Raw genomic sequence first — 25,684 nt, 5'->3', positions numbered from 1 at the left:
TGACCCGCCCGAGTTCCGCACAGGATTTCACCGGGGACGCATCCTGTCACTGCAGGCCTTTGGTGTTACAGGCAGTCCTGAATGCGCGCGCGGGTTTCTGGCACAGCTTCAAGGCTTCTGTCGAGGCGTTCGCGCCATTTGGGGCCATTGCCCCGTGCGTCTTCCCAGGCCTCTGCCAGATCATCGGGCCTGTCTTCGGCCAGCGCCTCGATCAGAAACGCGGCCTGCAGCCGGTCCTTGCGCGCCTTCAGGCTTCCCGGCCCTTCGCGGCGCCGGTCTGCCACGATCAGCTTGTGAATGGCAAAGCGCTCCGGCCTGGGGATCTGCACCAGCACGCCGGAGCGGTAAAGCACGGCAGCGGGAATAGGCGCGGCAATGAGGTAATTCAGGAAATGCAGCGACTGCGCGCTGACGCCAAGCGCTTCCAGCGGGCGCAGATCCTCCTCCGGGCGGAAGGAGGGGGTGAGAAATTCCACCTGAGTGTCGTTGCGGGTCTGCCGCCAGCGCCAGACCCGGCCCGGATCAAGGCTCGGCACCGGATCAAAGGCAAAGCCGGAAAGCACGTCCTGCATGGAGGTGGATACCTGCTCATCCTGCGACAGGGAGAGGGAAAGCCGCTCGAAGCTGGCAATGTCCATGTCCTGCGTCATGGCCGTCTGGTCGAAACGGTAGCGGACGCCGAGTTCCCCTTCATAAAGCCGGAAGGCATGGGTGCCGATAACCGTGCCACCCAGCCGGAACACCCCGGCACCGGCCATGGCCGCCAGCAGGCTGCCGGTTGCGCCATCCGTGCCGAGAAAACCTTCTGCCCGCAGCAGGCGGATCAGGCGCGACCGCTCCTTCCGGCGCGCTTCCGCCTCTTCCTTGAGCGCCTCATGACGGGCAATGCGGGCCTGAAGTGCCTCACTGTCCTCGCCGATATAGTGTTTGCGCACATCCGTGCCGACCCGGTAGGTGTCATACCAATAGGCCTTGCCATTGCGGGTGACGCGCGTCGGCGTGCCCCTCAGTCCGGCGACTGCCTCATCGAGCAGGGAGCGCAGGAGATCGTGATAGGCTGCGTGACTGACCGGAGAATGCCTTTGCATGGGCTCATGTTCAACGAATGGAAATTTTGTTGAGCATAGCATTTTCAAAAATGTTCAACAAAAATAATTTTTGTTGAACATCGGTATCCCGTGCAGCTCAGTCCGCCTTTGCGGCGATCACTTCCACTTCCACCACAAATTCCTCCCGGGTGAAGCCGCCGACGATCATCAGGGTGGAGGCCGGGGGCGGGGTGGCGGTGAATTCGTCGCGGGTCTTCATGTAGCCGGGCATGTGCTCGCGCCCTGTGACGAAGGCGTTGATGCGCACGATGTCGGCAAGGCTCATGCCGGCGGCTGCGAGGATTTCGCGGATGTTTCCGAAGCAAAGCCGCGTCTGCGCCTCGACGCCGGGCGGGATCACGTCATCCGGCCCGATGCCGAGCTGGCCGGAGGTGAAGACCAGCCTGTGGCCGGCGGGCACCTCAATGCCGTGGCTGTAGCGGGCAAAGGGCGGGCGGATGGTGGCGGGTGTGACGGGATTTGACATGAGGCTTTGGGCAGTCCTGCTGGAAAGTCGGCGTATTTATGCAAGCCAGAGTGCAGCCGGTTTTGCAGTTGCGCAAGGGTTGTGCATGCTGAACCGAGTGGCAAATGCCTGCTGTTTGTGCAAGCTTACGCCTGTCGGGCCAGGGTCCGGAGGGGGCGGGGCTGCCTGCGCGGCAGGCGAATGACGGGAAACCGCCGCCGGGGGCGCCGGTCAAGGCGTTGAAGCGGCTGGCATGGGGTTTGCACCATCAGTTCAGCGTGATTGCCTGAACCGCTCCAAGGGCCTGAGGAGGCACAGCGGCAGAGCTTTAAAAAGCAATACGGAGGCGGAAGACAACATGCGCTTTTTGACTTCTCTTGGCGGGGCTGCGGCCCTTGGCCTCGTGCTGTCCAGTCAGGCCTTTGCTCTGGATGAAATCAAGTTCGCCACCAACTGGCTGGCCCAGGCGGAACATGGCGGCTTCTATCAGGCGGTCGCGGACGGCACTTATGAAAAATATGGCCTGAAGGTCGAGATTGTGCAGGGCGGCCCGCAAGCGGCCAGCCGGGCACTGATGCTGGCTGGAAAGGTCGAGTTCTACATGGCCGGCAACATGCTGCAGCCGCTCAATGCGCTGGCAGAGGATATTCCGGTCGTTGAAGTGGCCGCCATCTTCCAGAAGGACCCTCAGGTTCTGATCACCCATCCCGATGCCGGGCTGGAGAAATTTGAAGACCTGGCCAAGCTCCCCACGATCTTCATGGGCACAGATGGCTTTGCCTCCTTCTTCCAGTGGATGAAGTCGGCCTATCCGGGTTTCAAGGATGAGCAGTACAAGCCCTATGCCTTCAACCCCGGCCCGTTCCTGGCCGACAAGCAGTCGGCGCAGCAGGGCTATATCACGTCCGAACCCTTCGCCATCGAGACGGAAGGCGGCTTCAAGCCGAAGCTGTTCCTGCTGGCGGATTATGGCTTCGAGACCTATTCCACCCTCATCGAGGGCCGCAAGGATTACGTCGAGGCCAACAAGGACCTGACCCAGCGCTTCGTCGATGCCACCATCGAGGGCTGGTACAATTATCTCTACGGCGACAATGCAGCCGCCAATGAGCTGATCAAGAAAGACAACCCGGAGATGACCGACGACCAGATCGCCTTCTCTATCGAAACCATGAAGTCCTTTGGCCTCGTGGAATCGGGCGAGGCGCTGGAAAAAGGCATCGGCTGCATGACCGATGAAAAGCAGCAGGCCTTCTACGAGAGCATGGTCAAGGCCGGTGTGGTGAAGGACGGGATCGACATCAAGTCGATCTACACCACGGAATTCGTCTGCAAGGGCGTGGGCATGAACCTGAAGAAGTGACAAGCTGCTCCGGCGGGCGGCATTCGCGTGCCGCCTGCTGCCAGCCGCCGCTCATGTGATGCAGTCAATGCGTCCGTGAGTCGGCGTCCTGTTGTCCATCTGTCAGGGAGCCTGTGTCAGGGCATGTCCGAATTGTCTCATTCTGCCGCTTTGGCTGCAGCCGCGCCCCATGCTGCCTCTTCCCGTCCGCTGGTCCGTCTCAACCGCATTTCCAAGGTCTTTTCCAGCGGCACCGTGGCGCTGAAGGACATGACGCTGGACGTGGGGCAGGGGGAGTTCATCAGCCTTCTCGGCCCCTCCGGCTGCGGCAAGTCCACGGCGCTGCGCATCATTGCAGGCCTTGGCGACACGTCTTCCGGCACGCTGGAATGGCCGACCTCGGATCATGACGCGCTCGGCAAGGCCCATCCGGAAATCAGCTTCGTCTTCCAGGAACCGACGCTGATGCCCTGGGCGACCGTCTTTGCCAATGTCTGGCTGCCCTTGCGGCTCAAGGGCATTTCGAAGGAGGCCGCACGCGAGCGGGTGAGCGAAGCACTGGAGATGGTCGGGCTCGGCCAGTTTCACGAGGCTTTCCCGCGTGAACTCTCCGGCGGCATGAAGATGCGCGTCTCCATTGCCCGCGCGCTGGTGACGAGGCCCAAGCTGCTGCTGATGGACGAGCCTTTCGCGGCGCTGGATGAAATCACCCGCTTCAAGCTGAACAATGATCTCCTGCGCCTGTGGCAGAGGTTCGGCTGGACGGTCATCTTCGTTACGCACTCGGTCTACGAAAGCGTCTATCTGTCGAACCGCATCGTTGTCATGGCGGCCCGGCCGGGCCGGGTGGTGAGTGATCTGGTGGTGGATGCACCCTATCCGAGGGACGAGGAGTTCCGCACGTCATCCGTCTACAACGACTACTGCCGCCAGACCTCTGCGGCCCTGCATGCGGCCATGGATGTGAGGGACCATCTATGACAGTGGTTGAAAAAGAGGCCGCGGCGCCCGTTGCATCTGCGCAGACTGCGGCGCTTTCGCCCGTCTCCGGCGGGCCGGATCTGACGGGGCGGCTGCTGCGCATTGGCATTCCGGTGCTGATGCTGGGGCTGCTGGTGCTGGCCTGGGCCTGGTATGTCAACGCCTATAACGTGCCGCATTACATCCTGCCCAGCCCCGCCCGGGTGGCGCAGTCGCTCTACACTGACTGGGGCACCCTGTCCGGTGCGCTCTGGGTCACAGTGAAGATCACCCTCACTGCCCTGCTGCTGGCTCTGGTGGGCGGCGTGGGGCTGGCCGTGCTGATGACGCAGTCGCGCTGGATCGAGCTGGCGATCTACCCTTACGCGGTGATCCTGCAGGTGACGCCGATCGTCGCCATTGCGCCCCTCATTCTCATCTATGCGCCGACCACGCAGACCGCGCTGCTGATCTGCGCCTTCATCGTCGCCTTTTTTCCGGTGCTGTCCAACACGACGCAGGGGCTGAAGTCGACGGATCATAATCTCCTGAACCTGTTCGAGCTTTATGGCGCGAGCCGCTGGCAGACGCTGCTTTACCTGAAGCTTCCAGCGGCTTTGCCCTACTTTCTCGCAGGCCTTCGCATTGCGGGCGGGCTGGCGCTGATTGCCGCCGTGGTCGCCGAGTTTGCCGCAGGCTCCGCCGGGGCGCAGTCCGGCCTTGCCTACCGCCTGCTGGAGAGCCAGTTCCGGCTCAACATTCCGCGGCTTTTTGCGGCCTTGATCCTCCTGTCCCTCACGGGTGTAGTGATCTTCGCGGCGACCAGCCTTGTTTCGCATCTGTTGCTGCGGCGCTGGCACGAAAGCGCCATCCGCAGGGAGAACTGACATGACCTGGCTGCTGAAGGCCCCGGTGCGCGGCACGGCCCGTTTCCAGCGCGCAAGAGTGCCCGCCTCCCTCCTGCCTGAGCATGTTGCAGGCAACGATCCTGCCGCGCTGGTGCAGGTGGATATCGAGGTGCGCGATGGCCGTATCGAGATGATCCGCCCCTCCGGCGGCCTTCCGGCGGCGCCCTGCGGCGACTGCCATGATCTCGATGACGGCATGGTTCTGCCGGGCCTCATCGACATGCACACCCACCTCGACAAGGGCCACATCACCCCGCGCCGTCCCAACCCGGATGGCACCTTCATGGGGGCGCTGATGGCGGTGGGAGAGGACCGCATGGCCAACTGGACGACGGCGGATGTGCGGGCGCGCATGGAGTTTTCGCTGCGCTGCGCCTATGCGCAGGGCACGGTGCTGATCCGCACCCATCTCGACAGCCTGCCGCCGCAGGAGACGATTTCCTGGCCGGTGTTCCAGGAGGTGCGCGAGGACTGGGCGGGCCGGATCGAGCTGCAGGCGGCCTGCCTCTTCGGCATCGACCGGCTGGATGCGGATGACGGCTATCTGACGTCCATGGCGGACCGGGTCTCCCGCGCCGGGGGCGTGCTCGGGGCGGTCACCTACATGATCCCGCGTCTCGACGAGCATCTGGACGCGATGTTCCGCGCCGCTGCCGAACGGGACCTGCCGCTCGACTTTCATGCGGATGAAACCGGCGACACGGGCGCCCGCACCCTGCGCCACATTGCCGAAGCGGCCCTCCGCAACGGCTTCAAGGGGCAGGTGGTGGTGGGGCATTGCTGCTCCCTGGCGCTGCAGGAGCCGGACGAAATTGACCGCACGCTGGATCTGGTGGCGCAGGCCGGGCTCGGCATCGTCTCCCTGCCCATGTGCAACATGTATCTGCAGGACCGGCAGGCCGGGCGCACGCCGCGCTGGCGCGGTGTCACGCTGCTGCATGAGATGAAGGCGCGCGGCATTCCGGTGGCCGTTGCCTCCGACAACACCCGTGATCCCTTCTATGCCTATGGCGACATGAACCTGATCGAGGTCTACACCCAGGCAACGCGCATCCTGCAACTGGACCATCCTTTCGGCGACTGGATCAACACGGTTACGCGGACACCGGCGCAGCTGCTGGGCCGGTCTGATCTCGGCCGTCTGAGAGAAGGCGCGCCTGCCGACATGGTGCTGCTGCGGGCCCGCAATTGGGGTGAGCTGCTCTCCCGCCCGCATGGGCTGAAGGCGGTTTTGCGTCATGGCCGGACCATCGACATGACCTTGCCGGATTACCGCGAACTCGACCCATTGATGACCAATGCCGTGACACTTGAACGGGGAGCTGCAGAATGAGTGCGCTCGAAAAGCTGAAGTCGGACCTTGCCGGGATTGCCATGGAGGACAATCCGCAGATCGTGAAACAGAAGAGCCGCGATTTCTTCTGGTACTCGCCGGTGCTGAAGCAGCAGCTGGATCACGTGACCGGCGATCTGGTGGTAACGCCGAAATCCGAGGCGGAGGTGATCGAGGTCCTGAAGGCCTGCTATGCGCAGGACGTGCCGGTGACGGTGCGCGGCGCAGGGACCGGCAACTACGGTCAGGCCATGCCGCTGTCCGGCGGCGTCATCCTCAATCTGGCCGAAATGAACAAGGTAAAGTCCATCCGCCCCGGCGTTGTGGTGGTGGAGCCGGGCGCCATCATTTCGAAGATCGATGACGAGACCCGAGCCCATTCGGGACAGGAGCTGCGGCTGCATCCCTCCACCTACCGCACGGCGACGATCGGCGGTTTCATTGCCGGCGGCTCCGGCGGCGTCGGTTCCATCAACTGGGGTGGGCTGCGCGATCTCGGCAACGTGCTGCGCCTGCGCGTCATCACCATGGAAGCCGAGCCGCAGGTGCTGGAAATGACCGGCCATGACCTGCACAAGGTCATGCATGCCTATGGCACCAACGGCGTCATCACCGAAGTGGAGATGCCGCTGACGGCCGCCTATGACTGGGTGGATGTGGTCGTCGGCTTCGATGCCTTCATGGACGGCGTGCGCTTTGCCGATGCGCTGGGCAATCAGGATGGCCTGCTGGTCAAGGAAATCGCCCCCATCGCCGCGCCGGTGCCGCATGACTATTTCCTGCGGCATCAGAAATACATCCGACGCGACCAGTCGGTGGTGGTGGTCATGGTGGCCTCCTTCGCCATGGATGCCTTTGCCGGCTTCACCGCCGCTGACCGGCGCGCCTCGATCCTCTACCGCTCCGATCTGGCCGATGAGGCGACGCGCAAGGCCCTGCCGCCGGCCTATGAACTTGCCTGGAACCACACCACGCTGCGCGGGCTTCGGGTTGATCCATCGATCACCTATCTTCAGGTGCTCTATCCCTTCCCCGATCACGTGGAGAAGGTGCGCCGCATGTGCGACCTCTTCGGCGACGAGGTGCCGGGGCATCTGGAATTCGTGCGGTTTGACGGCAAGATCACCTGCTTCGGCCTGCCCATCGTGCGCTACACCTCCGAAGAGCGGCTGAACGAGATCATCCGCCTGCATGAGGAGGGCGGCTGCCCGATCTTCAACCCGCACCGCTACACGCTGGAAGAGGGCGGCATGAAGCAGACCGATGAGGTGCAACTGGCCTTCAAGCGGCAGGCAGATCCCAAGGGTCTGCTCAATCCGGGCAAGATGATCGCCTGGGAAGACCCGTCCTATGATTTCCGCAGTGGCAAGGTCTTCCTCTTCCCGGGCCTTGCCCGCGCCTGAGGCAAAAAACTCCGTCCGGGCCGTTGCAAGGCGGCCCGGGTGCCGGTCTGCCGGGCAGGCCGCTTTGAAGTCCGGTTTTCTCTTTTGCAGCCCCGCCCGTTTGGCCGCCCTTCCTCAATAAACAGGAAGGGCCGTCCCTTCCGGCTGTCCGGCGCAACAGGCAGGAGGTGTGAGACAGTCCGATGCGTGTTCTGGTGCTCTTCGCTCATCCGGTTGAGGACAGCTTTTCCGCAGCCCTGCATGCAACTGTGCTAGAGGGGCTTCAGGCTGCCGGGCATGAGGTCGATGATCTTGATCTCTACAAGGAAGACTTCGATCCCCGCCTCAGCCGGGAAGAACGGCTGACCTATCATGACCTTGATGTGAACCGGCAGGCCGTCGCGCCCTATGTCGACAGGCTGCTGGCGGCCGAGGCGCTGGTGATCGTGCATCCGGTGTGGAACTTCGGCTATCCGGCGATCCTGAAAGGCTTCTTCGACCGGGTGTTCCTGCCCGGCGTCTCCTTTGGCCTGCGCAATGGCAAGGTCGTGCCCATCCTGCACAATATCCGCAGGCTTTCCGTTGTCACGACCTATGGCGGCTCGCGCCTCAGGGCGCTGCTGGTGGGCGATCCGCCGCGCAAGGTGGGCACACGGGTGCTGCGCGCCGTGATCAAGCCGGGGGCAAGGGTGGATTATCTGGCGCTTTATGACATGAACCGCGCAGACGGTGCGCAGCGCGGCGGATTTCTCGGCAGGGTCCGCAAGGTGATGGAGGCATACAGGTGAAGGCACTCGTCGTTTATTCGCATCCCGTCCCGGAAAGCTTCAACGCCTCCATGCGCGATCACGTTGTCTCGGTGCTGAAGCAGGCCGGACATGAGGTGCGGCTGCTCGATCTTTATGCCGAGGGCTTTCAGCCGGCGATGAGCGCGGACGAGCGGCGCGGCTATCACGATGTGGACAGCAACGTGCTGCCGGTAAAGGCGCATGTGGAAGCGATCCTGTGGTGCGACATGATGGTGTTTGTCTATCCGACCTGGTGGTTCGGGCTTCCGGCCATGCTCAAGGGCTGGTTTGACCGGGTCTGGGTGCCGCATGTCACCTTCGAGATGCCGTCCGAACACACGGGAATGCGGCCGAAAATGCAGCATATCCGCAAGATCGCCATCGTCACCACCTGCGGGGCAAGCTGGTTTGTTTCCAAGCTGATGGGCGAACCGGGGCGCAAGACCATCATGCGGGGCCTGCGCGCTCTTTGCGCGCCACGCTGCAAGACGCTTTACCTCGCGCATTACAGGATGGACAGTTCCACGCAGGAAAGCCGTGACCGTTATGTAAAAAAAGTTGCAAGAAGGCTCGCAAAATTCTGAGCCGGGGTGCCGGGTGTCATTTGACGGTTAAACAACGCGGCTAGGGTTCCGGCGAATCGGCGTCCGGCTTTGGGTGCCGTGCCTGCCATTTCCACTGCGGAGCGAGCGATCATGGCATTCAGTTACAAGAAGAGCGTCACCTTCCGCCTGCTGCAGGCGGCCAAGGCCCAGCGGGCACGCGCCGGCACCCATCTGATGCGCGCCGGACTGCATCCGGGGCAGGAGCTGGTGCTGAAAGTGCTGGCCGACAGTGACGGCCGCACCATGAGCCAGCTGGCTCTGGCGCTGGGCGTGCAGCCGCCCACCGTGACCAAGATGGTCACCCGCCTGTCCGCACAGGGGCTCGTCCGCCGCCAGATCTCCGACACCGACGGTCGCCTTGCCCGCGTGTTCCTCACCGATGAGGGACGTGACCGGATCGAGGCCGTCGACAAGGCCTGGAAGCGGCTCGAAAAGGAAGCCATCGCCGGTCTTGACGACAAGGACCGCAAGCGCCTGAAGAAGCTGCTGCGCCAGATCGAGAAGAACCTCTCCCTGTCTCTCGATGACGATGAAGGCGACGAAGAGCTGCTGGAGCCGGATGAGGACGATGCGCCGAAGGCCGCCGTGATCGCTCTGGCAACCGCGGAAAGCTGAGACCCTTCCCGGTGAGCCTTCCCTCATCGGGATCTGGCCCGTCCGCCCGGTTTGCACGCTCAGGAGCCGCTGATCGCCGGCAGCGGCTCCCTGCAAGGCTGCCATACCCAAAGGGCAGGGCGAACCGTACCGTTCGGTCTGTTTGTGGGCTTCCGTTCGCCGGGCACTCACTCTAAGGTGTGAGTGCCGCGCCGGTTCTGGCGCGGGCGTTTCTGGAAGAAAATCCATGACCAGCACTCCGGATGGATCCGGCCCGGGGCAGCGTGAGGAGTCGCGCAGCCAGCTTATCGGTATCGGCATGCTCCTGCTTGCCTGCTTCCTTTTTGCAGGCCTTGATGCCACGGCGAAATATCTGGTCCGTGACCTGCCGGCGTTTCAGGTCGTCTGGGTGCGCTTCGTCACGCACATGGTGCTGGCCTTCTTCCTGTTCCGCATCTGGGCGCATCCGGAATATTTCCGCACGGACCGGCCGGTGCTGATGATCCTGCGCGGCTTCTGCTTGCTCGGGAACACCTCCTTCAACTTCCTTGCCGTGCGGCATCTGCAGCTGGCCGAAACCATGTCGATCATGTTTGCCGGGACCATTCTGGTGACGGCGCTGGCCGTGCCGATGTTGGGCGAAAAGGTTGGCCCGCGGCGCTGGGCGGCGGTCTTCGTCGGCTTCATCGGTGTTCTCGTCATCGTGCAGCCCGGTTCCGGCCCGCTCAACTGGGCGGTGATCTATTCGCTGCTGTCGATGGTCTGCTACGCGCTTTATACGCTGCTGACGCGCATGCTCTCGGCCACTGATTCCACCCTCAGCATGCTGATCATTCCGGCAGCCGTGGCGTCTCTGGCGATGGCACCGGGCGGCATTTCCGTGTGGCAGGCGCCGCCCAGCCTGTTCCACTGGGGGCTGCTGCTGTCCACCGGTGTTCTGGGCGGATTGGGCCACTGGATCCTGATCGGCGCCTACCGCCGTGCGCCTGCCTCGGTGCTGGCGCCTTTCACCTATGTGCAGATCATCTGGATGATCAGCCTCGGCTACCTTGTCTTCGCCGACCTGCCGGGCAGTTCCACCCTGATCGGCGCGTCCATCGTCGTCAGCTCCGGGCTCTACATTCTCTACCGCGAGCAGATCGTCAAAAAGCGTTAGGCTTCCGCTTGCCGGATCTCCCCAGTCTTTTCCATTGACGCCCCGCGGCAGGGATGCTCTGAAACTCCTGCAAGGGGTTGGCGAAGATCGGGGGATTTTTCGTGCGGGGATGGGGCTTATCAGGACTGCGGGCACTGCTGCTCGCCATGCCGCTGGCCGGTTGCGCGGGGCTTGGCCTGACGGATGGGCAGGCACCGGCAACACCGGCGGAAGCCGCCGGGTTTCAGCCGGGCAGCGAGGAAGAGTTCATGCTGAATGCGGGCCGCCGCATTCATTTTGCCGAAGGCTCGGCGGCCATTGATCCAGAGGCCGAAGCCATCCTGATCCGGCAGGCCGCCTGGCTCAATATTTATCCGCAGTGGCTTGCCAAGGTGCAGGGCCACGCCGATGACCCCGGCGGAGAGGCGGCCAACAAGCGCTTGTCCGAACAGCGGGCGAAGGCTGTCTTTGACAAGCTGGTGGCGCTGGGTGTGGATCCGCAGCGGTTGTGGTTCAAGGGCTATGGCATCGAGCGGCCGGAGACCGACTGTGATCCGCAGGACTGCGCCCGTCTCAGCCGTCAGGTCACGGTCAACCTGCGCAACGAGTTCGACGACAGTGCGCCGCAGTTCAAACGGTTTGGCCGGTAAGTGCGCCGCATGGCTTGCGCTTCGCGCCTGCGCCCCGCATGCTCGATAGAACTTGCGATTCAGGGCCTTGCCGGTCTATCAGCCTTTTGTCTGGCTGGTTCCCCGCAAGTGGGCCGGAACTGCTTTGGCGCATGTGAGGGACGGCACGTATGGGTGCAGACACGCCCCGTGACGAAATGGGTGGCGACGGTGACGACACGCCGCGCGGCAAACGGCTGACACTCAGCGACATTGCCGACAGGCTTGGTGTGTCCACGGCCACGGTGTCGCTTGCTCTGCGCGATTCGCCGCTGGTGGCCTCGGCCACGCGCGACAAGATCAAGGAAATGGCCCGCCAGGTCGGTTATATCTACAACCGCTCGGCCGCTTCCCTGCGCACGGCCAAGACGCAGATCGTCGGCGTTGCGGTGCATGACATCATCAATCCCTATTTCGCCGAAATCTTCCGCTCGCTGGAAGACGTGCTGGAAGCGCAGGGGCAGATGGTCTTCATCTGCAACCACCGGGACAATGTGGAGCGCCAGCGCGCCTTTGTGGACGCGCTGATGCAGCACCGCGCCGATGGGCTGATCCTGTGTTCTTCCGTCGGCACCACGGCGGACGAGATCAACCGGCTGACCGATCAGGGCATCCCGGTCACGCTCATGTGCCGTGATGTGGAAGGCGCCAGGGCGCCGGCCGTGCGCGGCGACGATGAGCTGGGCGGGGAAATGATCACCCGGCATCTGATCGCGCAGGGACACCGCCATATCGCCATGGCGGGCGGGCGGCGCGGCAGCTCTACCGGGCGCGACCGCAATGCGGGCTGGCGCAAGGCGCTGGCGGAGGCGGGCATCGACCCGGACACGCAGATCGATATTCCCGAACTGATGACCCAGGCCGATGGCCGTGAGGCTGCCCCGCGCATTCTCTCCACCGGCGAGCGCCCGACCGCCGTCATGTGCTTCAATGATCTGGTGGCGCTCGGCATGATGCCGGCTCTGCGGCGGGCCGGTGTGGAGCCGGGGCCGGATATCGCCGTCACCGGTTACGACGACGTGGATGGCGCGGCCTCACGCACGCCCTCGCTCACCACCATCGCCAGCCACCCGGATGAAATCGGCCGCCGGGCCGCCGACCTCATCCTGCGCCAGATCGGCGGCGAGCGCGTGCCCAACACGCTGCATCTGATCCCGCCGGACCTGAAGATCCGCGACAGCTCCCCGCCCCCTGGCGTCCGGCTGGGCAGCAAGCTTTAGGAGGGCTCTCTGCTGTCATCCCCACGAAGGTGGTGATCCAGTACGCCCTGCGTTGCGCTTCATCAGCACTGTGAGTACTAGATCCCGGTCTTGCCGCACTGCGGCAAACCGGAATGACACCCGGTGACAGGATTCCCTCACTCCGGCTTCTCGCTCTCCAGAAACTCCCGGATCCGCTCCAGCGCCAGACTGATGTTTTCGCGGGAGTTGGCGTAGGAAAGGCGGATGTAGCCCTCGCCCAGAATGCCGAAATCCGGGCCGCCGATGGTGGCAACGCCTGCCTTTTCCAGCAGCGCGGAGGCCAAAGGCTTCGCCTTCCAACCCGTCGCCTTGATGTTGGGGAAAGCATAGAAGGCGCCCAGCGGCGTGCGGGCGGAAATGCCGGGCAGCGCATTCAGCCCCTCGACCACCAGCTTGCGGCGGGCATCGAACTCCGCGACCATCGCCGCCACCGCATCCTGCGGGCCTGTGAGGGCGGCAAGGCCGCCGAACTGGGCCGGGGAATTGACGCAGGACCAGCAGTTGACGGCGAGCTTGCGTGCCTTGGTGATCAGGGCATCGGGCCACACCGCATAGCCCATGCGCCAGCCAGTCATGGCATAGGTCTTGGACCAGCCGTCGAGCAGGATCACCCGGTCGCGGATTGCCTCGAACGCCAGCAGCGATACGTGCTCCTGCCCGTCATAGGTCATCTGGCCGTAGATCTCGTCCGAGAGAATTGCGATGTCCGGCCGCTCCGTCAGGCCCTGCACCAGCTTTTCGATCTGGTCACGTCCGGTGATGCCGCCGGTCGGGTTGGCGGGGGAATTGAGGATGACGAGCCGCGTCTGCGGCGTCAGCAGCGAGAGGGTTTCCTCTGCCGAGAAGCCGAAGCCGTTCTCCTCGCGGATCGGCACCGGCACGGGCCGGGCGCCGGTGAATTCGATCATCGAGCGGTAGATGGGAAATCCCGGATCGGGATAGAGAATGTCGACGCCCGGCGCACCGAACATCAGGATGGCCATGAACATGGTGACCTTGCCGCCCGGCACGATGACCACATTGTCCGGATTGACGGAAACACCCACCCGCTTGTGAATGTCCGCACTCACCGCCTCGCGCAGGGGCAGGATGCCGGTGGCGCCGGTGTAGCCATGCTCGCCGTCGCGCAGCGCCTTGATGGCCGCCTCCACGATATGCTCCGGCGTCCTGAAATCCGGCTGGCCGATGCCCAGATTGATGATGCTGCGCCCCTGCTGTGCCAGTTCATTGGCGCGGGCAAGCACCGCAAAGGCGTTTTCCTCTCCAATCCGGTCAAAGGCGTCGATGGTTCTGAGCATGTCCTCTCCCTTGCTTCAGCGGTGCCGTTCCTCCCCGCCTGTTGTTGCGCAGGATCGCGGCGGGGCGGGCGCTGCGCAAGGGCGGAAGCGCGTCATTGTGTTCCGCATTTACATTGAAGTGGTGATCTTTGCCTTTGGACTACCTATATTGCCGCCAAACGCATCACCTCTTATGGTTCGCCGCTGCTGCGCCAGTTGCCGCTGGCAGCCGCGATCCGCTTCAGGAAACAGGACTTCACGCCATGAGCACCGATGCCAGCACCGCGTCCAAGCAGATCCCCGTTACCGTTCTCACCGGGTATCTTGGCGCCGGCAAGACGACGCTTCTCAACCGCATTCTGTCGGAGAATCACGGCCAGAAATATGCGGTGATCGTCAATGAGTTCGGCGAGATCGGCATCGACAACGACCTGCTGGTCGAGTCGGATGAAGAAATCTTCGAAATGAACAACGGCTGCATCTGTTGCACCGTGCGCGGCGATCTGATCCGCACCGTGCAGAACCTGATGAAGCGCCGCGGCAGCTTCGATGCCATCATCGTCGAGACGACCGGCGTGGCCGATCCGGCCCCGGTGGCGCAGACCTTCTTCATGGATGACGATGTGCGCGCCGCCTCTCGCCTGGATGCGGTGGTGGCCGTGGTTGACGCCCGCCATGTGCTGCAGCGCCTCGCCGACACCTCCGAGGCGGAAGACCAGATCGCCTTTGCCGATGTCGTCCTGATCAACAAGACCGATCTGGTGACGCCTGAAGAGCTGGCCGCCGTCGAGGCGCGCATTCACAAGATCAACCCCTATGCGGTGCGTCACAAGACCGAGCGCTGCAGCATCGACATTGGCAAGGTGCTGGACCGGGGCGCTTTCGATCTCGATCGCATCCTGACGCTGGACCCGCAGTTCCTCAACACGGGCCACGGTCATCATCACCATCATGACCACCACCATGATCATGATCACGAGTGCGGCCCCGATTGCGGTCATGATCACCACCACGATCATCACCACGATCACGCGCATGACCATGACCATGACCACGGCCATGATCACGTTTGCGGCCCGGACTGCGATCATGATCACCACCACCATGATCATGATGATCCGCATTCGGTGCGCAGCATTTCGCTTCGCGCCGGCGAGCTGGACCCGCATGTCTTTTTCTCCTGGATCAACCGGGTCACCCAGACCGATGGTGCGAAGATCCTGCGTCTCAAGGGCATTCTGGCCTTCAAGGACGATCCGCAGCGCTATGTCATTCAGGGCGTGCACATGATCGTCGAGGGCGATCACCAGCGCGACTGGAAGGATGGCGAGCCGCGCGAAAGCCGCCTCGTCTTCATCGGCCGCGAGCTGGATTTCGACGCCCTGAAGCAGAGCTTCGACGCCTGCGCCGCCTGACGGACAGCCACGAGAGCCATTGAAGGACTGACCGTGCCGACACTTGCAGCGACTGAACTCTCCGGCTTTGCCGTCAAGGCCGGGTTCCTGAAGGATATTCCCTATTTCGCCCTCGGCAGCGGCGAAGTGGTGCTGGTGGAAGGCGGGCAGAAGACCATCCGCCTGCACTCCGGCGGCCTGCTGGCGGCCGACGAGCGGGTGGAGGCGTCTGGCCACGCCACGGCGCTTGTCACCGGCGGTGACGACGGGCGGGTGATGGAACTGAGTGCTTCGGGCGAGGTGCGCCAGCTTTCCGAGCGGCCGCGCAAGTGGATCGATCTGGTGGCTTGCGGCCCTTCGGGGGCGACGGCCTTCGCCAGCGGCCGCACCGCCTGGGTGCGGCTGGCCGATGGCTCCGAAAAGGAATTCCCGCATGAGCGGGCGGTGGGCGGCCTCGCCTTTGCGCCCAAGGGTCTGCGCCTTGCCGTCGCCCGCTATGACGGGGCGACCCTGTGGTGGGTGAACACGCAAGGCCAGCCGCAGATGCTGGAGTGGAAGGGCGCGCATCTGGCCGCCAGCTTCTCGCCGGACGGCAAATATCTCGTCACCTCCATGCAGGAGGCCGCGCTGCACTGCTGGCGTCTCACCGATGCGCAGGACATGCGCATGACCGGCTATCCGTCCAAGGTAAAGTCGATGAGCTGGTCCGCGAAGGGCCGCTATCTGGCCACCTCCGGCGCCAATGCCGCGATTGTCTGGCCCTTCTCCGGCAAGACCGGCCCCATGGGGCAGGCGCCCCTGCAGCTTGGCACCCGCAGTGATGCGCTGGTGACCTCCGTTGCCTGCCATCCGAAGGAGGATGTGGCGGCGGTCGGTTATCAGGATGGCATGATCCTTCTGTGCCGCTTCGAGGACAATGCGGAGGTGCTGCTGCGCCGTGCCGCGAAGTCACCCGTCTCCACCATGGCCTGGGACCGGGTAGGCGTCCGGCTTGCTTTCGGGACGGAAGATGGCGAGGGTGGTGTCATCGCATTGGAATGACAGGGAGACAGGTGATGATGCTGGCGAGACCCGTTGCTCTGGCGTTCGGTCTGCTTGCAGGCATTACTGCCTCACAGCTGCCGGAGTTTGCTCAGCAGTACCGCCAGCGGCTCGGCGGGGCGATTGATGCCCTGCAGACGGTCATGCTGCAGGCGGCCGAGGATGCGCAACGTTCCGGCCTTGATGTGGATGGCGCGATTGCCAGGCTCAAGGCCAGCGGTGACCAGCTTGTCGCCGCTCAGGGCCGCAGCCTGGAGGAGATCGGCGACCGGCTGGCCAATATGCGGGCCGAGCGCGAGGCCTATGCCGAGGCGGATGAATTCGGCCGCCTGCTGGTGTTCCTCACCAGTGCCGACCGGGAATTGGCAAGGCGCACCTATGACGACTTCGAGCCTGCGGTGCCGGTGACGGCGGAGGGCATTCTGACGGGCATCCTGGGCCTGTTTGCGGGCCTTGGCTCCTTGCGGATTTCCGGGGCCTTTCTGCGCGGCCTGTGGAGGGTGTTCGGCCCGCGCCGGTCCGCCGCACGCTGATCAAGCTGACAGGAGAGAACATGGACACCGTAACCTCGTCCGGCGGCATGGTCGTTGCGCCTCACATGGCGGCAGCAGAAGCGGGCGCGGAGATCCTGCGCGAAGGCGGTTCGGCGATCGAGGCGATGATTGCAGCGGCGGCCGCCATCGCCGTTGTCTATCCGCACATGAACGCCATTGGCGGGGATGGCTTCTGGCTGATCGCCGAGCCGGGGCAGGACCCGAAGGTGATTTCCGCCTGCGGCCCGGCCGGATCGGGCGCGACGATTGCCGCCTATAACCGCGCCGGGCATGGCACCGTGCCAGCGCGCGGCCCTCTGGCGGCGCTGACGGTTGCCGGCACTGTGGGCGGCTGGCAGAAGGCCTTCGAGGCAGCGGCAAGCCTTGGCGGGCGCATGCCCCGGCGCGAGCTTCTGATGAATGCCATCCGTCACGCCAAGGAAGGCTGTGCCGTTTCCGCCAGCCAGCAAAAGCTGACGGAAGAAAAGCTCGCCGAGCTCAAGGATCAGCCCGGCTTTGCCAGCGTCTTCCTGAAGGATGGCAAGCCGCTGGAAGCGGGCAGTCTGATGCGGCAGGAGCGGCTGGCCGACACGCTGGACCAGCTGGCCGCTGCCGGGTTCGATGATTTCTACCGGGGCGATGTGGGCGCGGAAATCGCGGCCGATCTGGAGCGCATCGGCGCGCCGGTCACCAAGGCGGATCTGCAGCGCTATGAAGCGCGCATCCGCAAGCCGCTGAAGGTGACGACCAAGGCCGGAACCCTCTTCAATGCCCCGCCGCCAACGCAAGGTCTTGCCTCGCTGCTGATCCTCGGCCTGCAGGACCGGCTTCCGGCGGCGCCGCCGGAGAGCTTTGCCATGGTGCATGGGCTGGTGGAGGCGACCAAGCGGGCCTTCCTCGTGCGCGACCGGGTGGTGACCGACCCGGACCGCCTGCCGGAGCCGGTATCGCCTTTCCTTGAAGAGGCCTGGCTGGACCGCACAGCCTCCGAAATCAGCGCTGCCCGCGCGCTGGACTGGCCGGTGAAATCCTCCCTCGGCGACACCATCTGGATGGGTGCGATCGACGCCAGGGGCTGTGCCGTTTCCTTCATCCAGTCGGTCTATTGGGAGTTTGGGTCAGGCTGCGTGCTGCCGCGCACCGGCATCACCTGGCAGAACCGCGGAGCAAGTTTTTCGCTGCATCCGGAGGCCTTGAATGCGCTGGAGCCGGGGCGGCTGCCGTTCCACACGCTCAACCCGGCCATGGCACGGCTTTCCGATGGGCGGCTTGTCACCTATGGCACCATGGGCGGCGAAGGCCAGCCGCAGACGCAGGCAGCGATTTTCGTGCGCCATGTGCTGAACGGCATGCCGGTGGGTGAGGCCATCGATGCGCCGCGCTGGCTGCTGGGCCGCACCTGGGGCGATGCCAACACCTCGCTCCGGCTCGAATCACGCTTTGACCCGGATCTGGCCGAAGCGCTGAAACGGGCGGGTCATGACGTGGTTGTGATGAATGCGGCCTATTCCGATACCATGGGCCATGCGGGCATGATCGTGCGCGGCTTGCGCGGCGGCCTTGAGGGGGCGCATGATCCGCGCTCGGACGGCGGGGCGGCGGCGGCCTAGGGCGCGCACCGGAAGGAGAGACGACATATGGATGCCATCACGCGCATGCGCTGCTTCATTCAGGTGGTGGACAGCAACGGCTTTTCCGCTGCTGCCCGCGAAATGGGCCGCTCCAAGGCGCTGGTGTCCAAATATATCGGCGAGCTGGAAGACGAACTGGGCGTCCGGCTGCTCAACCGGACCACACGGCAGATCTCGCTGACCGAAGTGGGCGAGGCCTATTACAAGGAAGCCAGCGACATCCTGCAGCGGATTGACGATCTGCAGGCTTCTGTCCAGTCCACCCATCACGAGGCGCGCGGGCGCCTGCGCGTGTCGGCACCGCGCTCCATGGGCGATGGCTTCATCAATCAGGCGATCATGGAATTTCTGGTGGCAGAACCGGCCATCACCATCGACCTGCGGCTGGATGACCGGTTTGTCGATCTGGTGGAAGAAGGCTTCGACCTCGCCATCCGGGTGACGGATCTGGAGGATTCCAGCCTGATCGCCCGCAAGATCTCCCCCTTCCGCACGGTGGTCTGTGCAACGCCGAAGGTGCTGGCTGACCATGGCACGCCGAAGCACCCTTCAGAACTCTCCAACATGCCCTGCATCGTGGACACGAATTACCGGTTCAAGTCGAACTGGATCTTCATGGACAAGGGCGACCGGGTGACGGTGCCGGTGAAGGGCCGGATCGAGGTCAACAGCGCCTCTGCCGCCCGCGATGCCGCCATGTGCCATCTGGGCTTTCTGCGCACGCCGATGATGTTCGTCTACAACGACATCAAGGCAGGCGGATTGCAGATCGTGCTGGAAGACTACGAGCATGACGGCCCGGCGATCTATGCCGTCTATCCCCACCGCCGCCATCTCTCCGGCAAGGTGCGCTCCTTCGTCGATTTCCTCACCCAGTGGTTCGCCAACATGCGCAAGGCGGGCAAAAGCTGCTGAAAGGCAGCGCGGAGGTTATCGTCTCCCTGCTGCCCCAGCCTCTCACTTGCCTGCAGCCGCGAGCCGTTCTTCGGCGAGGCGGTCTGCGACGGTTTCCGGGGTCAGGCCTTCGGCATCGGCGCGCTGGAAGATGCGGGTGAGGGTGGTGCCGATGGCGAGTGTCTTTTCCCGCACCAGAGCATCATCACCGCCGGGCGTTGCCAGTGCGATGGAAATGACACCGCCTGCGTTGATGGCATAGTCCGGCGCATAGAGAATGCCGCGGTCCTTCAGCGCCTGGCCGTCTGCGGGGGTGGCGAGCTGGTTGTTGGCGGCACCGGCGACGATCTTTGCCTTGATCTGCGGAATGGTGACGGCATTCAGCACTGCGCCAAGGGCGCAAGGGGCATAGACATCGGCCTTCACCGCATGGGCCTCTGCCGGAGAGACGGCCACGGCCTCCAGTTCCGCGACGGCCCGGTCCACGGCCGGCTGGTGAATGTCGGAGACGATCAGCCGGGCGCCGGCGGCCTTCAGCTGGCGCGCCACATCGAAGCCCACATGGCCGAGGCCCTGAACCGAAACGGTGCAGCCGCTCAGGCTGTCCGTGCCGTTGACATGGGCGAGGGCGGCGCGGATGCCGGCGAAGACGCCGAGCGCCGTATAGGGAGACGGATCGCCAAGCCCGGTGGCACGGGTGCCGCGCACATGCGCCGTCTCGCGGGCCACGTCCTCCATGTCCTCAGCCGAAACGCCCACATCTTCTGCCGTGATGTAGGAACCGTTCATGCGGGCGACGTGGCGGCCGAAGGCGCGCATCAGGGCTGGCGTCTTGTCCTTGCGCGGATCGGCGATGATCACCGCCTTGCCGCCGCCCAGATCAAGCCCGGCGAGGGCATTCTTGTAGGTCATGCCGCGCGACAGGCGCAGGGCATCGCGCAGGGCGTCCTCCGTTGTGGCATAGGGCCAGATGCGGCAGCCGCCAAGGGCGGGACCGAGGCGGCTGTCGTGAACGCAGAGAATGGCGCGCAGGCCGGTTTCCCGGTCATGAGCAAACACCACCTGCTCGTGGCCGGAAAACTCGGGATGGTCGAAAGCTGTCATCCCTTGCGTGGAAAAGGGAGCGGTGCGGGACGGGGCGTTCATGGTCCTCTCTCTCATGCCAAGTCTTGCGATGCCGGCGCATCAGGCCGTTCGATGGAAAGTTGATGAGGGAGAAAATGTCTGATCTGCATGAAAATTTGTGATCGATCTTGCGCTATAAGTCGACTGACGAGGAAATTTCTCTCAAAAATGAATTCTGGAAGGATGAAAAACGCCAATTCCCTTTCTGCGACGCAAAAGACGCTTGCGGAAGGTCACCTTCCTGCCCCCTTCTCAGGGCAATGAGCCGTGCCGGAATCACGCCCCAACGAGAATGGAATCACCACGAATGTCTGCCGCTGTGAGCCCCACCGTCTTTCTGCACCGGGCCTTTGTGCTGCTGTGCTGTGCGGCCATGCTGATTTCCATGTGGCTGCTTGCGGGCGGGACTGCATCCGCGCATCCGCATGTGTTCGTGGAAGCGCGGACCAAACTGGTGGTGAATGATGATGGCCTTGCCACGGCGGTGGACCAGGTTTTCCGCTTTGATGATGCCTATACGGCCTTCGCCATCCAGGGTTTCGACACCAACCGTGACGGCATCTTCAGCCGGGAGGAACTGGCGGAGCTGGCCAAGGTAAATGTGGAAAGCATGGAGGAATTCGGCTTCTTCACCTTCGGTGACAACACCAGGGTGGAACTGGATTTCACCATGCCGGAAGTCTACTGGCTGGAGGTGGTGGAGGTTCCCCTTACCGAATACTGGGCGATGAAGCAGGAAGATATCGCGGCTATCAAGGAAGATGCCGAACGCACCGGCAGGCCGATGATGACCACGGTGAAGCTGCTGGAACTGCACTTCCTGTTGCCGCTGAAAGAGCCCACGGACCTCGCCAATACGATCACCCTCGATGTCTATGACCCGACCTATTACGTCGATTTCCGTTTTGCCAAGGACCCCGATGCCACGGGACTGATCAATGCTCCGGCCTCCTGCACGGTCACCCGCAAGGAGCCGCCTCCGCTTGATCCTGCCGTCGCATTGGCCCTTGCTCAGGTCGGGGCCGATCAGCGGGAGCTGCCGCCGGAACTGGCGGACGTTGCTGCCGGCCTCGTCAATCAGATGATCGTCAATTGCGGGCCGGGAGAGGCAGCAGCCACTGCGTCCAAGCCGCCGTTCCCGCCGGTGACGCCGCTAAATGGCCAAAATCAGGGCCAGGGCCAGGGCCAGACGGCGGGCACGGACACCGCAGGCGCTCTGTCTTCGGACCGTCAGGCGGAGGCTGCCTCCCAGATGCCGCCTGCGCCCATGGAGGGCGTTCCCTCGGCGGCGCTGAAGAGCAATGCGCTGGTCGGCAGCTTCTTTGCGCAAATCGCCCGCTATCAGACCGAATTCTACCAGAAGCTCATTTCCGCGCTGCGCAGTTTCCGCAACAGCCCGGATGCGGGCTGGCTGCTGGCGTTCCTCTCCTTCGCCTATGGCATTTTCCATGCGGCAGGTCCGGGCCATGGCAAGGCGGTGATCTCGTCCTATGTGCTGGCCAGCGAAGACACGCTGAAGAAGGGCATCCTGCTCTCCTTCGCCTCGGCCTTTGCGCAGGCCCTGACCGCCATACTGATCGTCTGCGGCGTTGCCGTGGTCTTCAACCTCACCTCCATTGCCATGCAGCAGACTGCCCGCTGGCTGGAGATCGCCTCCTATGTGATGGTGACGGCGATGGGCGCCTGGCTGCTCTGGGTCAAGGCTTTCCGCCCGATGCTGCTGGGGGCACCTGCCGGGCATGATCATGTGCATCTGCCGGGCGAGGATGGCGCCTGCGGCACCTGTGGCCACGTGCATGCGCCCACCGCGGAGATGGCCGCCGGGCGGCTGACGCCGGGCCGTGCGCTGTCGATCATTCTGGCGATCGGTCTCAGGCCCTGTTCGGGCGCGCTGATCGTGCTGGTCTTCGCCCTGTCGCAGGGCATGATCCTGGCCGGCATTGCCTCGACGCTGGCCATGGCCGTTGGCACGGGCATCACCGTGTCGCTGCTGGCCACCCTGGCCGTCGGGGCCAAGGGGCTGGCCGCGCGCCTTGCCGGGTCCGATGGGGTGTGGGCCTACCGGGTGCACCGGGGCATCGAGATTGCCGCCGCCGCTGCCGTGTTCCTGCTGGGGCTCACCCTGCTGATTGCCATGATCGGCTGGGGTTCCGTCCCGGCCTGATCAGGCTGATGTAAGCCTTCAGCTATCGCCGCGCTTGCGGCGGTAGGCTTCCACGGCTTCGCCAAAGGCTGCGAACAGCTTCTGCGAAGGCGTGTCGCAGCTGACCCAGTATTCCGGGTGCCACTGGGTGCCGATGGCAAAGTTCTGCGCGCCCTCCACCGAGACCGCCTCGATGGTGCCATCCTCAGCCGTGGCTTCCACCACCAGCGACTGACCCAGCGCGCCAAGGCCCTGCCGGTGCAGGGAGTTGACCTTGAACTGTGCCGTGCCGATGGCCGCTTCAAGCTGTCCGCCTGTGCGCGCGTCAACGGTATGGGCGAGTGCGAAGCGCTCTTCCTGCTTTTCGGATACGGGTGCGCGGTGGTCGTTGCGCCCGTCAAGCTCCTGGATCTCGGTGAGCAGGGTGCCGCCAAAGGCGACATTCAGCTCCTGCATGCCGCGGCAGATGGCAAAGACCGGCAGGCCCTTTTCCAGAGCCCGGCGCAGCAGCGGCAGGGAGGTGGCGTCACGGTCCGGGTCATAAGGCCCGTTTTCTTCCGTCGCCTCGCCGCCATAAAGATCCGGATTGACGTTGGAGCGCGAGCCGGTGGCCAGCACCCCGTCCACCCGGTCCAGCACCGCGTCAATGTCGAGAGCGCTGCCGAGGGAGGGCAGGATCAGGGGAATGGCGCCAGCGCCATTCAGTACGGCCTCCAGATAGGTGGAGGGCGCTGCATGCCAGCGGTAGCCATCAACGGGCTTCACATCGGCGGTGACAAGAACAATCGGCTTGGACATTCGAGGCTTTGGACCCTTTGGCCGCTAAACGGGATGGGCTGCAAGGTTTGCACGAAGACCACACCGCCGCCAAGGGGGCAGTATCACACCAGCCGCAGTTCCTGGGCGATGCGGTAGAGATGAGCGGCGTTGCCGCTGCCGACCTTGTCGCGGATGTTGAGCCGGTGCGATTCGACCGTGCGCACGCTGATGCCCAGATGCACCGCGATTTCCTTGTTGGCCTGTCCGCGGGCGACCCCTTGCAGCACTTCGCGCTCGCGCTCCGTCAGGCCATAGGGGTTGGTTGGCGAAGGCGAGGGCTTGTTCTCCATCAGCGCCGGTCCGACGCGGGAGGAGAAGTAATAGCCGCCGTCTGCCACGGCGAGAATGGCGTTGATCATCTCCTTCGCGGAGATGTCCTTGAGCAGATAGCCCCTGGCCCCGGACTGCATCACCCCGCGCACATATTCCGGGTTGTCATAGATCGACAGGACCAGAACGCTGATCATCGGATGCTTGCGGCGGATGGTTTCGGTTGCTTCCAGCCCGTTGAGGCCCGGCATGGAAATATCCATCAGGATGATGTCGGGCCTCAGCGTTTCGGCCAGCTGCACGGCCATGCGCCCGTCGGTGGCCTCGCCCACGATCTCGAAGGGGGCGACGCCTTCCAGCCGGGCCCTGATGCCGGCGCGCACCAGCTCATGATCATCCGCCAGCAGCACGCGCACCTTGCGCGGCAGGTCGTCCTTGCGGGCTTGCGGGCTGGTCATGCACTGTGTCTCCTCATCTGCCGGGCGTGGTTCACGCCGCTGTCCGGCTCTCCTCCGGCAGCATGGGCATGGTCACCCGGATCATGGTGCCCTGGGCACCCACCCGCGACATTACCATGGTGCCGCCATGTGTCTCTATCCGTTCACGCATGTTGCGGATACCCAGTCCTCCAAGCTGCGGCAGAGGCAGGGGAATGCCCACGCCGTCATCCTGGATCGTCAGGGTCAGCGCCCGCTCTCCCGCCACCAGCCGGATGCTGACATATGCCGCGGCCGAGTGCCGGGCCACATTGGTCAGCGCCTCCTGCACCACCCGGTACAGTGCGGTCTTGGCCGAATCCGGCAGTCGGCTGCGGCAGCGGTCGGCGGAAATCTCGACAGTGATGCCGGACTGCGCCTCGAAATCCTTGGCAAGGCTTGTGAGGGCTGCGGACAGGCCCATGTCGTCGAGAATGCTCGGGCGCAGATCCTTGGAGATGCGTCGCACCTCGCCAATCGCCTCATCCAGAATGCGCAGGCAGCGCTCGGCCTGGGTCTGCATTTCGCCGCTGCCGGGGCTGCGGGAATGCAGCATCTCGATGCCATAGCGCATGGAGACGAGCAGCTGGGAGATGCTGTCATGCAGCTCGCTCGACACGCGCTTGCGCTCCTGCTCCTGCACATCGACGATCCGGTGGGTCAACTCCTTCAGCTTGCCATCGGCAAACTTCTGCTCCGAGAAGCTGACCGTGGCCACAGCGGTCAGGCTCAGGAGGATGGCGACCATGGTGATGAGGAAGATCACCAGCACCGTCTGCTGCACGTTGGCGGTGAAATCGGCACGGACGAGGGCCACTTCCCGGGCGATGTCGTCAATGTAGAGGCCGGTGCCGACCATCCAGCCCCACTTGTCCAGCATCACGGCATAGCCGAGCTTTTCGGCATTCATGCCGGCGCTCGGCTTGTCCCAGACATAGCGGTGAAAGCCGCCGCCGGCCTCAGCTGCGGCCATGAGATTGCGGATGACGTAATTGCCTTCCGGGTCCTGCAGATCCCACCATTTGCCGCCGACAAGATTGGCCAGTTTGGGATGGACGATGTTGGTGCCATCGCGCAGATAGACGAAGAAATAGCCGTCTTCGCCGAAGGTGATGTCGTTGAGGATGCGTTTTGCTTCCGTTTGCGCCGCCTCGCGCCCGCCATGCTCCTCCTCATAGAGCTTCTGGATGGAGGTCAGGGCAAGGGATATGGCGTTCTGCACCTCCTGCCGCTTGCTGGACAGGATACGCTCCTCGACGGCATGGGTCTGGGCCTCGATCAGGCGCGAGGCCTGAAAGAAGGTGATGCCGCCAATCAGCCCCGAGACAGCTACAAGGGGCAGGATGGTGATGAGGAGCAGTTTTGTTTTGAATGTCACCGGTGGCCCCCTGCATTCCGAAAGTGATCCGCTTCCGGCAATAAAATTGCCGGAAAGCAGCGTCTTTTCAGTAGTACTACGGAAAAGATGCGCAGAAACACGACTAGCGCCTCATTCAAAGGATCACCTAGACACAGACAGGTGTCAGTGCAAGGCTTCAAAGTGGCTGAGCACTCGCCATATCTGGGAGGAT

Annotated in this window: 24 protein-coding genes; 17 read left to right on the top strand and 7 right to left on the bottom strand. The window is 63.8% G+C overall.

Features of this window, described 5'->3' with window-relative positions; genetic code table 11:
• Positions 1-65: 65 nt before the first annotated feature.
• Positions 66-1,088: a nucleotidyltransferase family protein gene (locus AC0CMF_RS19035; protein ID WP_374629521.1), complete on the bottom strand. Its 1,023-nt coding sequence runs from the start codon at positions 1,086-1,088 to the stop codon at positions 66-68.
• 97 nt (positions 1,089-1,185) lie between these two features.
• A complete protein-coding gene (locus AC0CMF_RS19030; protein WP_374629520.1) occupies positions 1,186-1,575 on the bottom strand; it encodes a RidA family protein in 390 nt (129 codons plus the stop codon).
• A 337-nt stretch (positions 1,576-1,912) separates the two neighbouring features.
• On the opposite strand from AC0CMF_RS19030, the gene AC0CMF_RS19025 reads away from it, so the two are divergent.
• From AC0CMF_RS19025 to AC0CMF_RS18975, 11 genes are all read left to right on the top strand, one after another.
• A complete protein-coding gene (locus AC0CMF_RS19025; RefSeq protein WP_122522110.1) occupies positions 1,913-2,917 on the top strand; it encodes an ABC transporter substrate-binding protein in 1,005 nt (334 codons plus the stop codon).
• A gap of 123 nt (positions 2,918-3,040) precedes the next feature.
• Positions 3,041-3,877 (top strand): ABC transporter ATP-binding protein, encoded by an 837-nt coding sequence (locus tag AC0CMF_RS19020; RefSeq protein WP_374629519.1) that lies wholly within the window; start codon positions 3,041-3,043, stop codon positions 3,875-3,877.
• A complete protein-coding gene (locus AC0CMF_RS19015; RefSeq protein WP_374629518.1) occupies positions 3,874-4,743 on the top strand; it encodes an ABC transporter permease in 870 nt (289 codons plus the stop codon). The genes AC0CMF_RS19020 and AC0CMF_RS19015 overlap by 4 nt, the downstream gene beginning before the upstream one ends.
• A gap of 1 nt (position 4,744) precedes the next feature.
• Positions 4,745-6,097, top strand: coding sequence for a cytosine deaminase (locus tag AC0CMF_RS19010; protein ID WP_374629517.1), 1,353 nt, complete (start codon positions 4,745-4,747; stop codon positions 6,095-6,097).
• The gene (locus tag AC0CMF_RS19005; RefSeq protein WP_374629516.1) at positions 6,094-7,500 is read left to right on the top strand and encodes an FAD-binding oxidoreductase; all 1,407 of its coding nucleotides are present in this window, start codon (positions 6,094-6,096) and stop codon (positions 7,498-7,500) included. The genes AC0CMF_RS19010 and AC0CMF_RS19005 overlap by 4 nt, the downstream gene beginning before the upstream one ends.
• A gap of 182 nt (positions 7,501-7,682) precedes the next feature.
• Positions 7,683-8,267, top strand: coding sequence for an NAD(P)H-dependent oxidoreductase (locus AC0CMF_RS19000; RefSeq protein ID WP_374629515.1), 585 nt, complete (start codon positions 7,683-7,685; stop codon positions 8,265-8,267).
• Positions 8,264-8,851: an NAD(P)H-dependent oxidoreductase gene (locus tag AC0CMF_RS18995; RefSeq protein ID WP_050472379.1), complete on the top strand. Its 588-nt coding sequence runs from the start codon at positions 8,264-8,266 to the stop codon at positions 8,849-8,851. Before AC0CMF_RS19000 ends, AC0CMF_RS18995 begins: the two co-directional genes overlap by 4 nt.
• 111 nt (positions 8,852-8,962) lie before the next feature.
• Complete coding sequence (locus AC0CMF_RS18990; RefSeq protein ID WP_050472380.1) at positions 8,963-9,487, top strand: MarR family winged helix-turn-helix transcriptional regulator; 525 nt, start codon at positions 8,963-8,965, stop codon at positions 9,485-9,487.
• Between the two features lie 226 nt (positions 9,488-9,713).
• Positions 9,714-10,622 carry a DMT family transporter gene (locus AC0CMF_RS18985; RefSeq protein ID WP_058898725.1) on the top strand — a complete coding sequence of 303 codons (909 nt, stop codon included), beginning with the start codon at positions 9,714-9,716 and terminating at the stop codon, positions 10,620-10,622.
• Between the two features lie 101 nt (positions 10,623-10,723).
• Entirely contained in the window at positions 10,724-11,251 is a 528-nt protein-coding gene (locus AC0CMF_RS18980) for an OmpA family protein (protein WP_082205894.1), read from the top strand.
• 149 nt (positions 11,252-11,400) lie between these two features.
• Complete coding sequence (locus AC0CMF_RS18975) at positions 11,401-12,489, top strand: LacI family DNA-binding transcriptional regulator (protein WP_082205876.1); 1,089 nt, start codon at positions 11,401-11,403, stop codon at positions 12,487-12,489.
• A 137-nt stretch (positions 12,490-12,626) separates the two neighbouring features.
• Here AC0CMF_RS18975 and AC0CMF_RS18970 read toward each other — a convergent pair whose 3' ends face one another.
• Positions 12,627-13,808 carry a pyridoxal phosphate-dependent aminotransferase gene (locus AC0CMF_RS18970; RefSeq protein WP_374629513.1) on the bottom strand — a complete coding sequence of 394 codons (1,182 nt, stop codon included), beginning with the start codon at positions 13,806-13,808 and terminating at the stop codon, positions 12,627-12,629.
• A 242-nt stretch (positions 13,809-14,050) separates the two neighbouring features.
• On the opposite strand from AC0CMF_RS18970, the gene AC0CMF_RS18965 reads away from it, so the two are divergent.
• The 5 genes from AC0CMF_RS18965 to AC0CMF_RS18945 are packed head-to-tail and all read left to right on the top strand — an operon-like array spanning position 14,051 to position 19,301.
• A complete protein-coding gene (locus AC0CMF_RS18965) occupies positions 14,051-15,202 on the top strand; it encodes a CobW family GTP-binding protein (protein ID WP_374629512.1) in 1,152 nt (383 codons plus the stop codon).
• Positions 15,203-15,235: 33 nt separating this feature from the next.
• A complete protein-coding gene (locus tag AC0CMF_RS18960; RefSeq protein ID WP_374629510.1) occupies positions 15,236-16,222 on the top strand; it encodes a WD40 repeat domain-containing protein in 987 nt (328 codons plus the stop codon).
• Positions 16,223-16,236: 14 nt separating this feature from the next.
• A complete protein-coding gene (locus tag AC0CMF_RS18955; RefSeq protein WP_050472386.1) occupies positions 16,237-16,755 on the top strand; it encodes a DUF2937 family protein in 519 nt (172 codons plus the stop codon).
• Positions 16,756-16,775: 20 nt separating this feature from the next.
• Positions 16,776-18,365 carry a gamma-glutamyltransferase family protein gene (locus AC0CMF_RS18950; RefSeq protein WP_374629509.1) on the top strand — a complete coding sequence of 530 codons (1,590 nt, stop codon included), beginning with the start codon at positions 16,776-16,778 and terminating at the stop codon, positions 18,363-18,365.
• Between the two features lie 27 nt (positions 18,366-18,392).
• A complete protein-coding gene (locus tag AC0CMF_RS18945; RefSeq protein WP_050472387.1) occupies positions 18,393-19,301 on the top strand; it encodes a LysR family transcriptional regulator in 909 nt (302 codons plus the stop codon).
• Positions 19,302-19,343: 42 nt separating this feature from the next.
• Here AC0CMF_RS18945 and AC0CMF_RS18940 read toward each other — a convergent pair whose 3' ends face one another.
• On the bottom strand, positions 19,344-20,426 hold the full coding sequence (locus tag AC0CMF_RS18940) for a Glu/Leu/Phe/Val dehydrogenase dimerization domain-containing protein (protein WP_374629508.1): 1,083 nt from the start codon (positions 20,424-20,426) through the stop codon (positions 19,344-19,346).
• 286 nt (positions 20,427-20,712) lie between these two features.
• Between AC0CMF_RS18940 and AC0CMF_RS18935 the strand changes: the two genes are divergently transcribed.
• Positions 20,713-22,569 carry a HoxN/HupN/NixA family nickel/cobalt transporter gene (locus AC0CMF_RS18935; protein WP_374629507.1) on the top strand — a complete coding sequence of 619 codons (1,857 nt, stop codon included), beginning with the start codon at positions 20,713-20,715 and terminating at the stop codon, positions 22,567-22,569.
• An 18-nt stretch (positions 22,570-22,587) separates the two neighbouring features.
• On the opposite strand, the gene AC0CMF_RS18930 is transcribed toward AC0CMF_RS18935, so the two are convergent.
• The 3 genes from AC0CMF_RS18930 to AC0CMF_RS18920 form a co-directional block, all read right to left on the bottom strand.
• Entirely contained in the window at positions 22,588-23,346 is a 759-nt protein-coding gene (locus tag AC0CMF_RS18930; RefSeq protein ID WP_374629506.1) for a gamma-glutamyl-gamma-aminobutyrate hydrolase family protein, read from the bottom strand.
• An 83-nt stretch (positions 23,347-23,429) separates the two neighbouring features.
• The gene (locus AC0CMF_RS18925) at positions 23,430-24,095 is read right to left on the bottom strand and encodes a response regulator transcription factor (protein WP_050472391.1); all 666 of its coding nucleotides are present in this window, start codon (positions 24,093-24,095) and stop codon (positions 23,430-23,432) included.
• Between the two features lie 31 nt (positions 24,096-24,126).
• Positions 24,127-25,491: a cache domain-containing protein gene (locus AC0CMF_RS18920; RefSeq protein ID WP_472482421.1), complete on the bottom strand. Its 1,365-nt coding sequence runs from the start codon at positions 25,489-25,491 to the stop codon at positions 24,127-24,129.
• Positions 25,492-25,684 lie beyond the last annotated feature (193 nt).

It is taken from the genome of Pannonibacter sp. CBAS1226 (assembly GCF_055685825.1).
The sequence above is the reverse complement of the archived record's forward strand: the minus strand, read 5'-3'. Positions and strand labels throughout refer to the sequence as shown.

Coding starts and splice junctions, on each gene's coding strand:
- AC0CMF_RS19035 (WP_374629521.1), bottom strand. CDS start 1,088: ATGCAAAGGCATTCTCCGGTCAGTCACGCAGCCTATCACGATCTCCTG.
- AC0CMF_RS19030 (WP_374629520.1), bottom strand. CDS start 1,575: ATGTCAAATCCCGTCACACCCGCCACCATCCGCCCGCCCTTTGCCCGC.
- AC0CMF_RS19025 (WP_122522110.1), top strand. CDS start 1,913: ATGCGCTTTTTGACTTCTCTTGGCGGGGCTGCGGCCCTTGGCCTCGTG.
- AC0CMF_RS19020 (WP_374629519.1), top strand. CDS start 3,041: ATGTCCGAATTGTCTCATTCTGCCGCTTTGGCTGCAGCCGCGCCCCAT.
- AC0CMF_RS19015 (WP_374629518.1), top strand. CDS start 3,874: ATGACAGTGGTTGAAAAAGAGGCCGCGGCGCCCGTTGCATCTGCGCAG.
- AC0CMF_RS19010 (WP_374629517.1), top strand. CDS start 4,745: ATGACCTGGCTGCTGAAGGCCCCGGTGCGCGGCACGGCCCGTTTCCAG.
- AC0CMF_RS19005 (WP_374629516.1), top strand. CDS start 6,094: ATGAGTGCGCTCGAAAAGCTGAAGTCGGACCTTGCCGGGATTGCCATG.
- AC0CMF_RS19000 (WP_374629515.1), top strand. CDS start 7,683: ATGCGTGTTCTGGTGCTCTTCGCTCATCCGGTTGAGGACAGCTTTTCC.
- AC0CMF_RS18990 (WP_050472380.1), top strand. CDS start 8,963: ATGGCATTCAGTTACAAGAAGAGCGTCACCTTCCGCCTGCTGCAGGCG.
- AC0CMF_RS18985 (WP_058898725.1), top strand. CDS start 9,714: ATGACCAGCACTCCGGATGGATCCGGCCCGGGGCAGCGTGAGGAGTCG.
- AC0CMF_RS18975 (WP_082205876.1), top strand. CDS start 11,401: ATGGGTGCAGACACGCCCCGTGACGAAATGGGTGGCGACGGTGACGAC.
- AC0CMF_RS18970 (WP_374629513.1), bottom strand. CDS start 13,808: ATGCTCAGAACCATCGACGCCTTTGACCGGATTGGAGAGGAAAACGCC.
- AC0CMF_RS18965 (WP_374629512.1), top strand. CDS start 14,051: ATGAGCACCGATGCCAGCACCGCGTCCAAGCAGATCCCCGTTACCGTT.
- AC0CMF_RS18955 (WP_050472386.1), top strand. CDS start 16,237: ATGATGCTGGCGAGACCCGTTGCTCTGGCGTTCGGTCTGCTTGCAGGC.
- AC0CMF_RS18950 (WP_374629509.1), top strand. CDS start 16,776: ATGGACACCGTAACCTCGTCCGGCGGCATGGTCGTTGCGCCTCACATG.
- AC0CMF_RS18945 (WP_050472387.1), top strand. CDS start 18,393: ATGGATGCCATCACGCGCATGCGCTGCTTCATTCAGGTGGTGGACAGC.
- AC0CMF_RS18940 (WP_374629508.1), bottom strand. CDS start 20,426: ATGAACGCCCCGTCCCGCACCGCTCCCTTTTCCACGCAAGGGATGACA.
- AC0CMF_RS18935 (WP_374629507.1), top strand. CDS start 20,713: ATGTCTGCCGCTGTGAGCCCCACCGTCTTTCTGCACCGGGCCTTTGTG.
- AC0CMF_RS18930 (WP_374629506.1), bottom strand. CDS start 23,346: ATGTCCAAGCCGATTGTTCTTGTCACCGCCGATGTGAAGCCCGTTGAT.
- AC0CMF_RS18925 (WP_050472391.1), bottom strand. CDS start 24,095: ATGACCAGCCCGCAAGCCCGCAAGGACGACCTGCCGCGCAAGGTGCGC.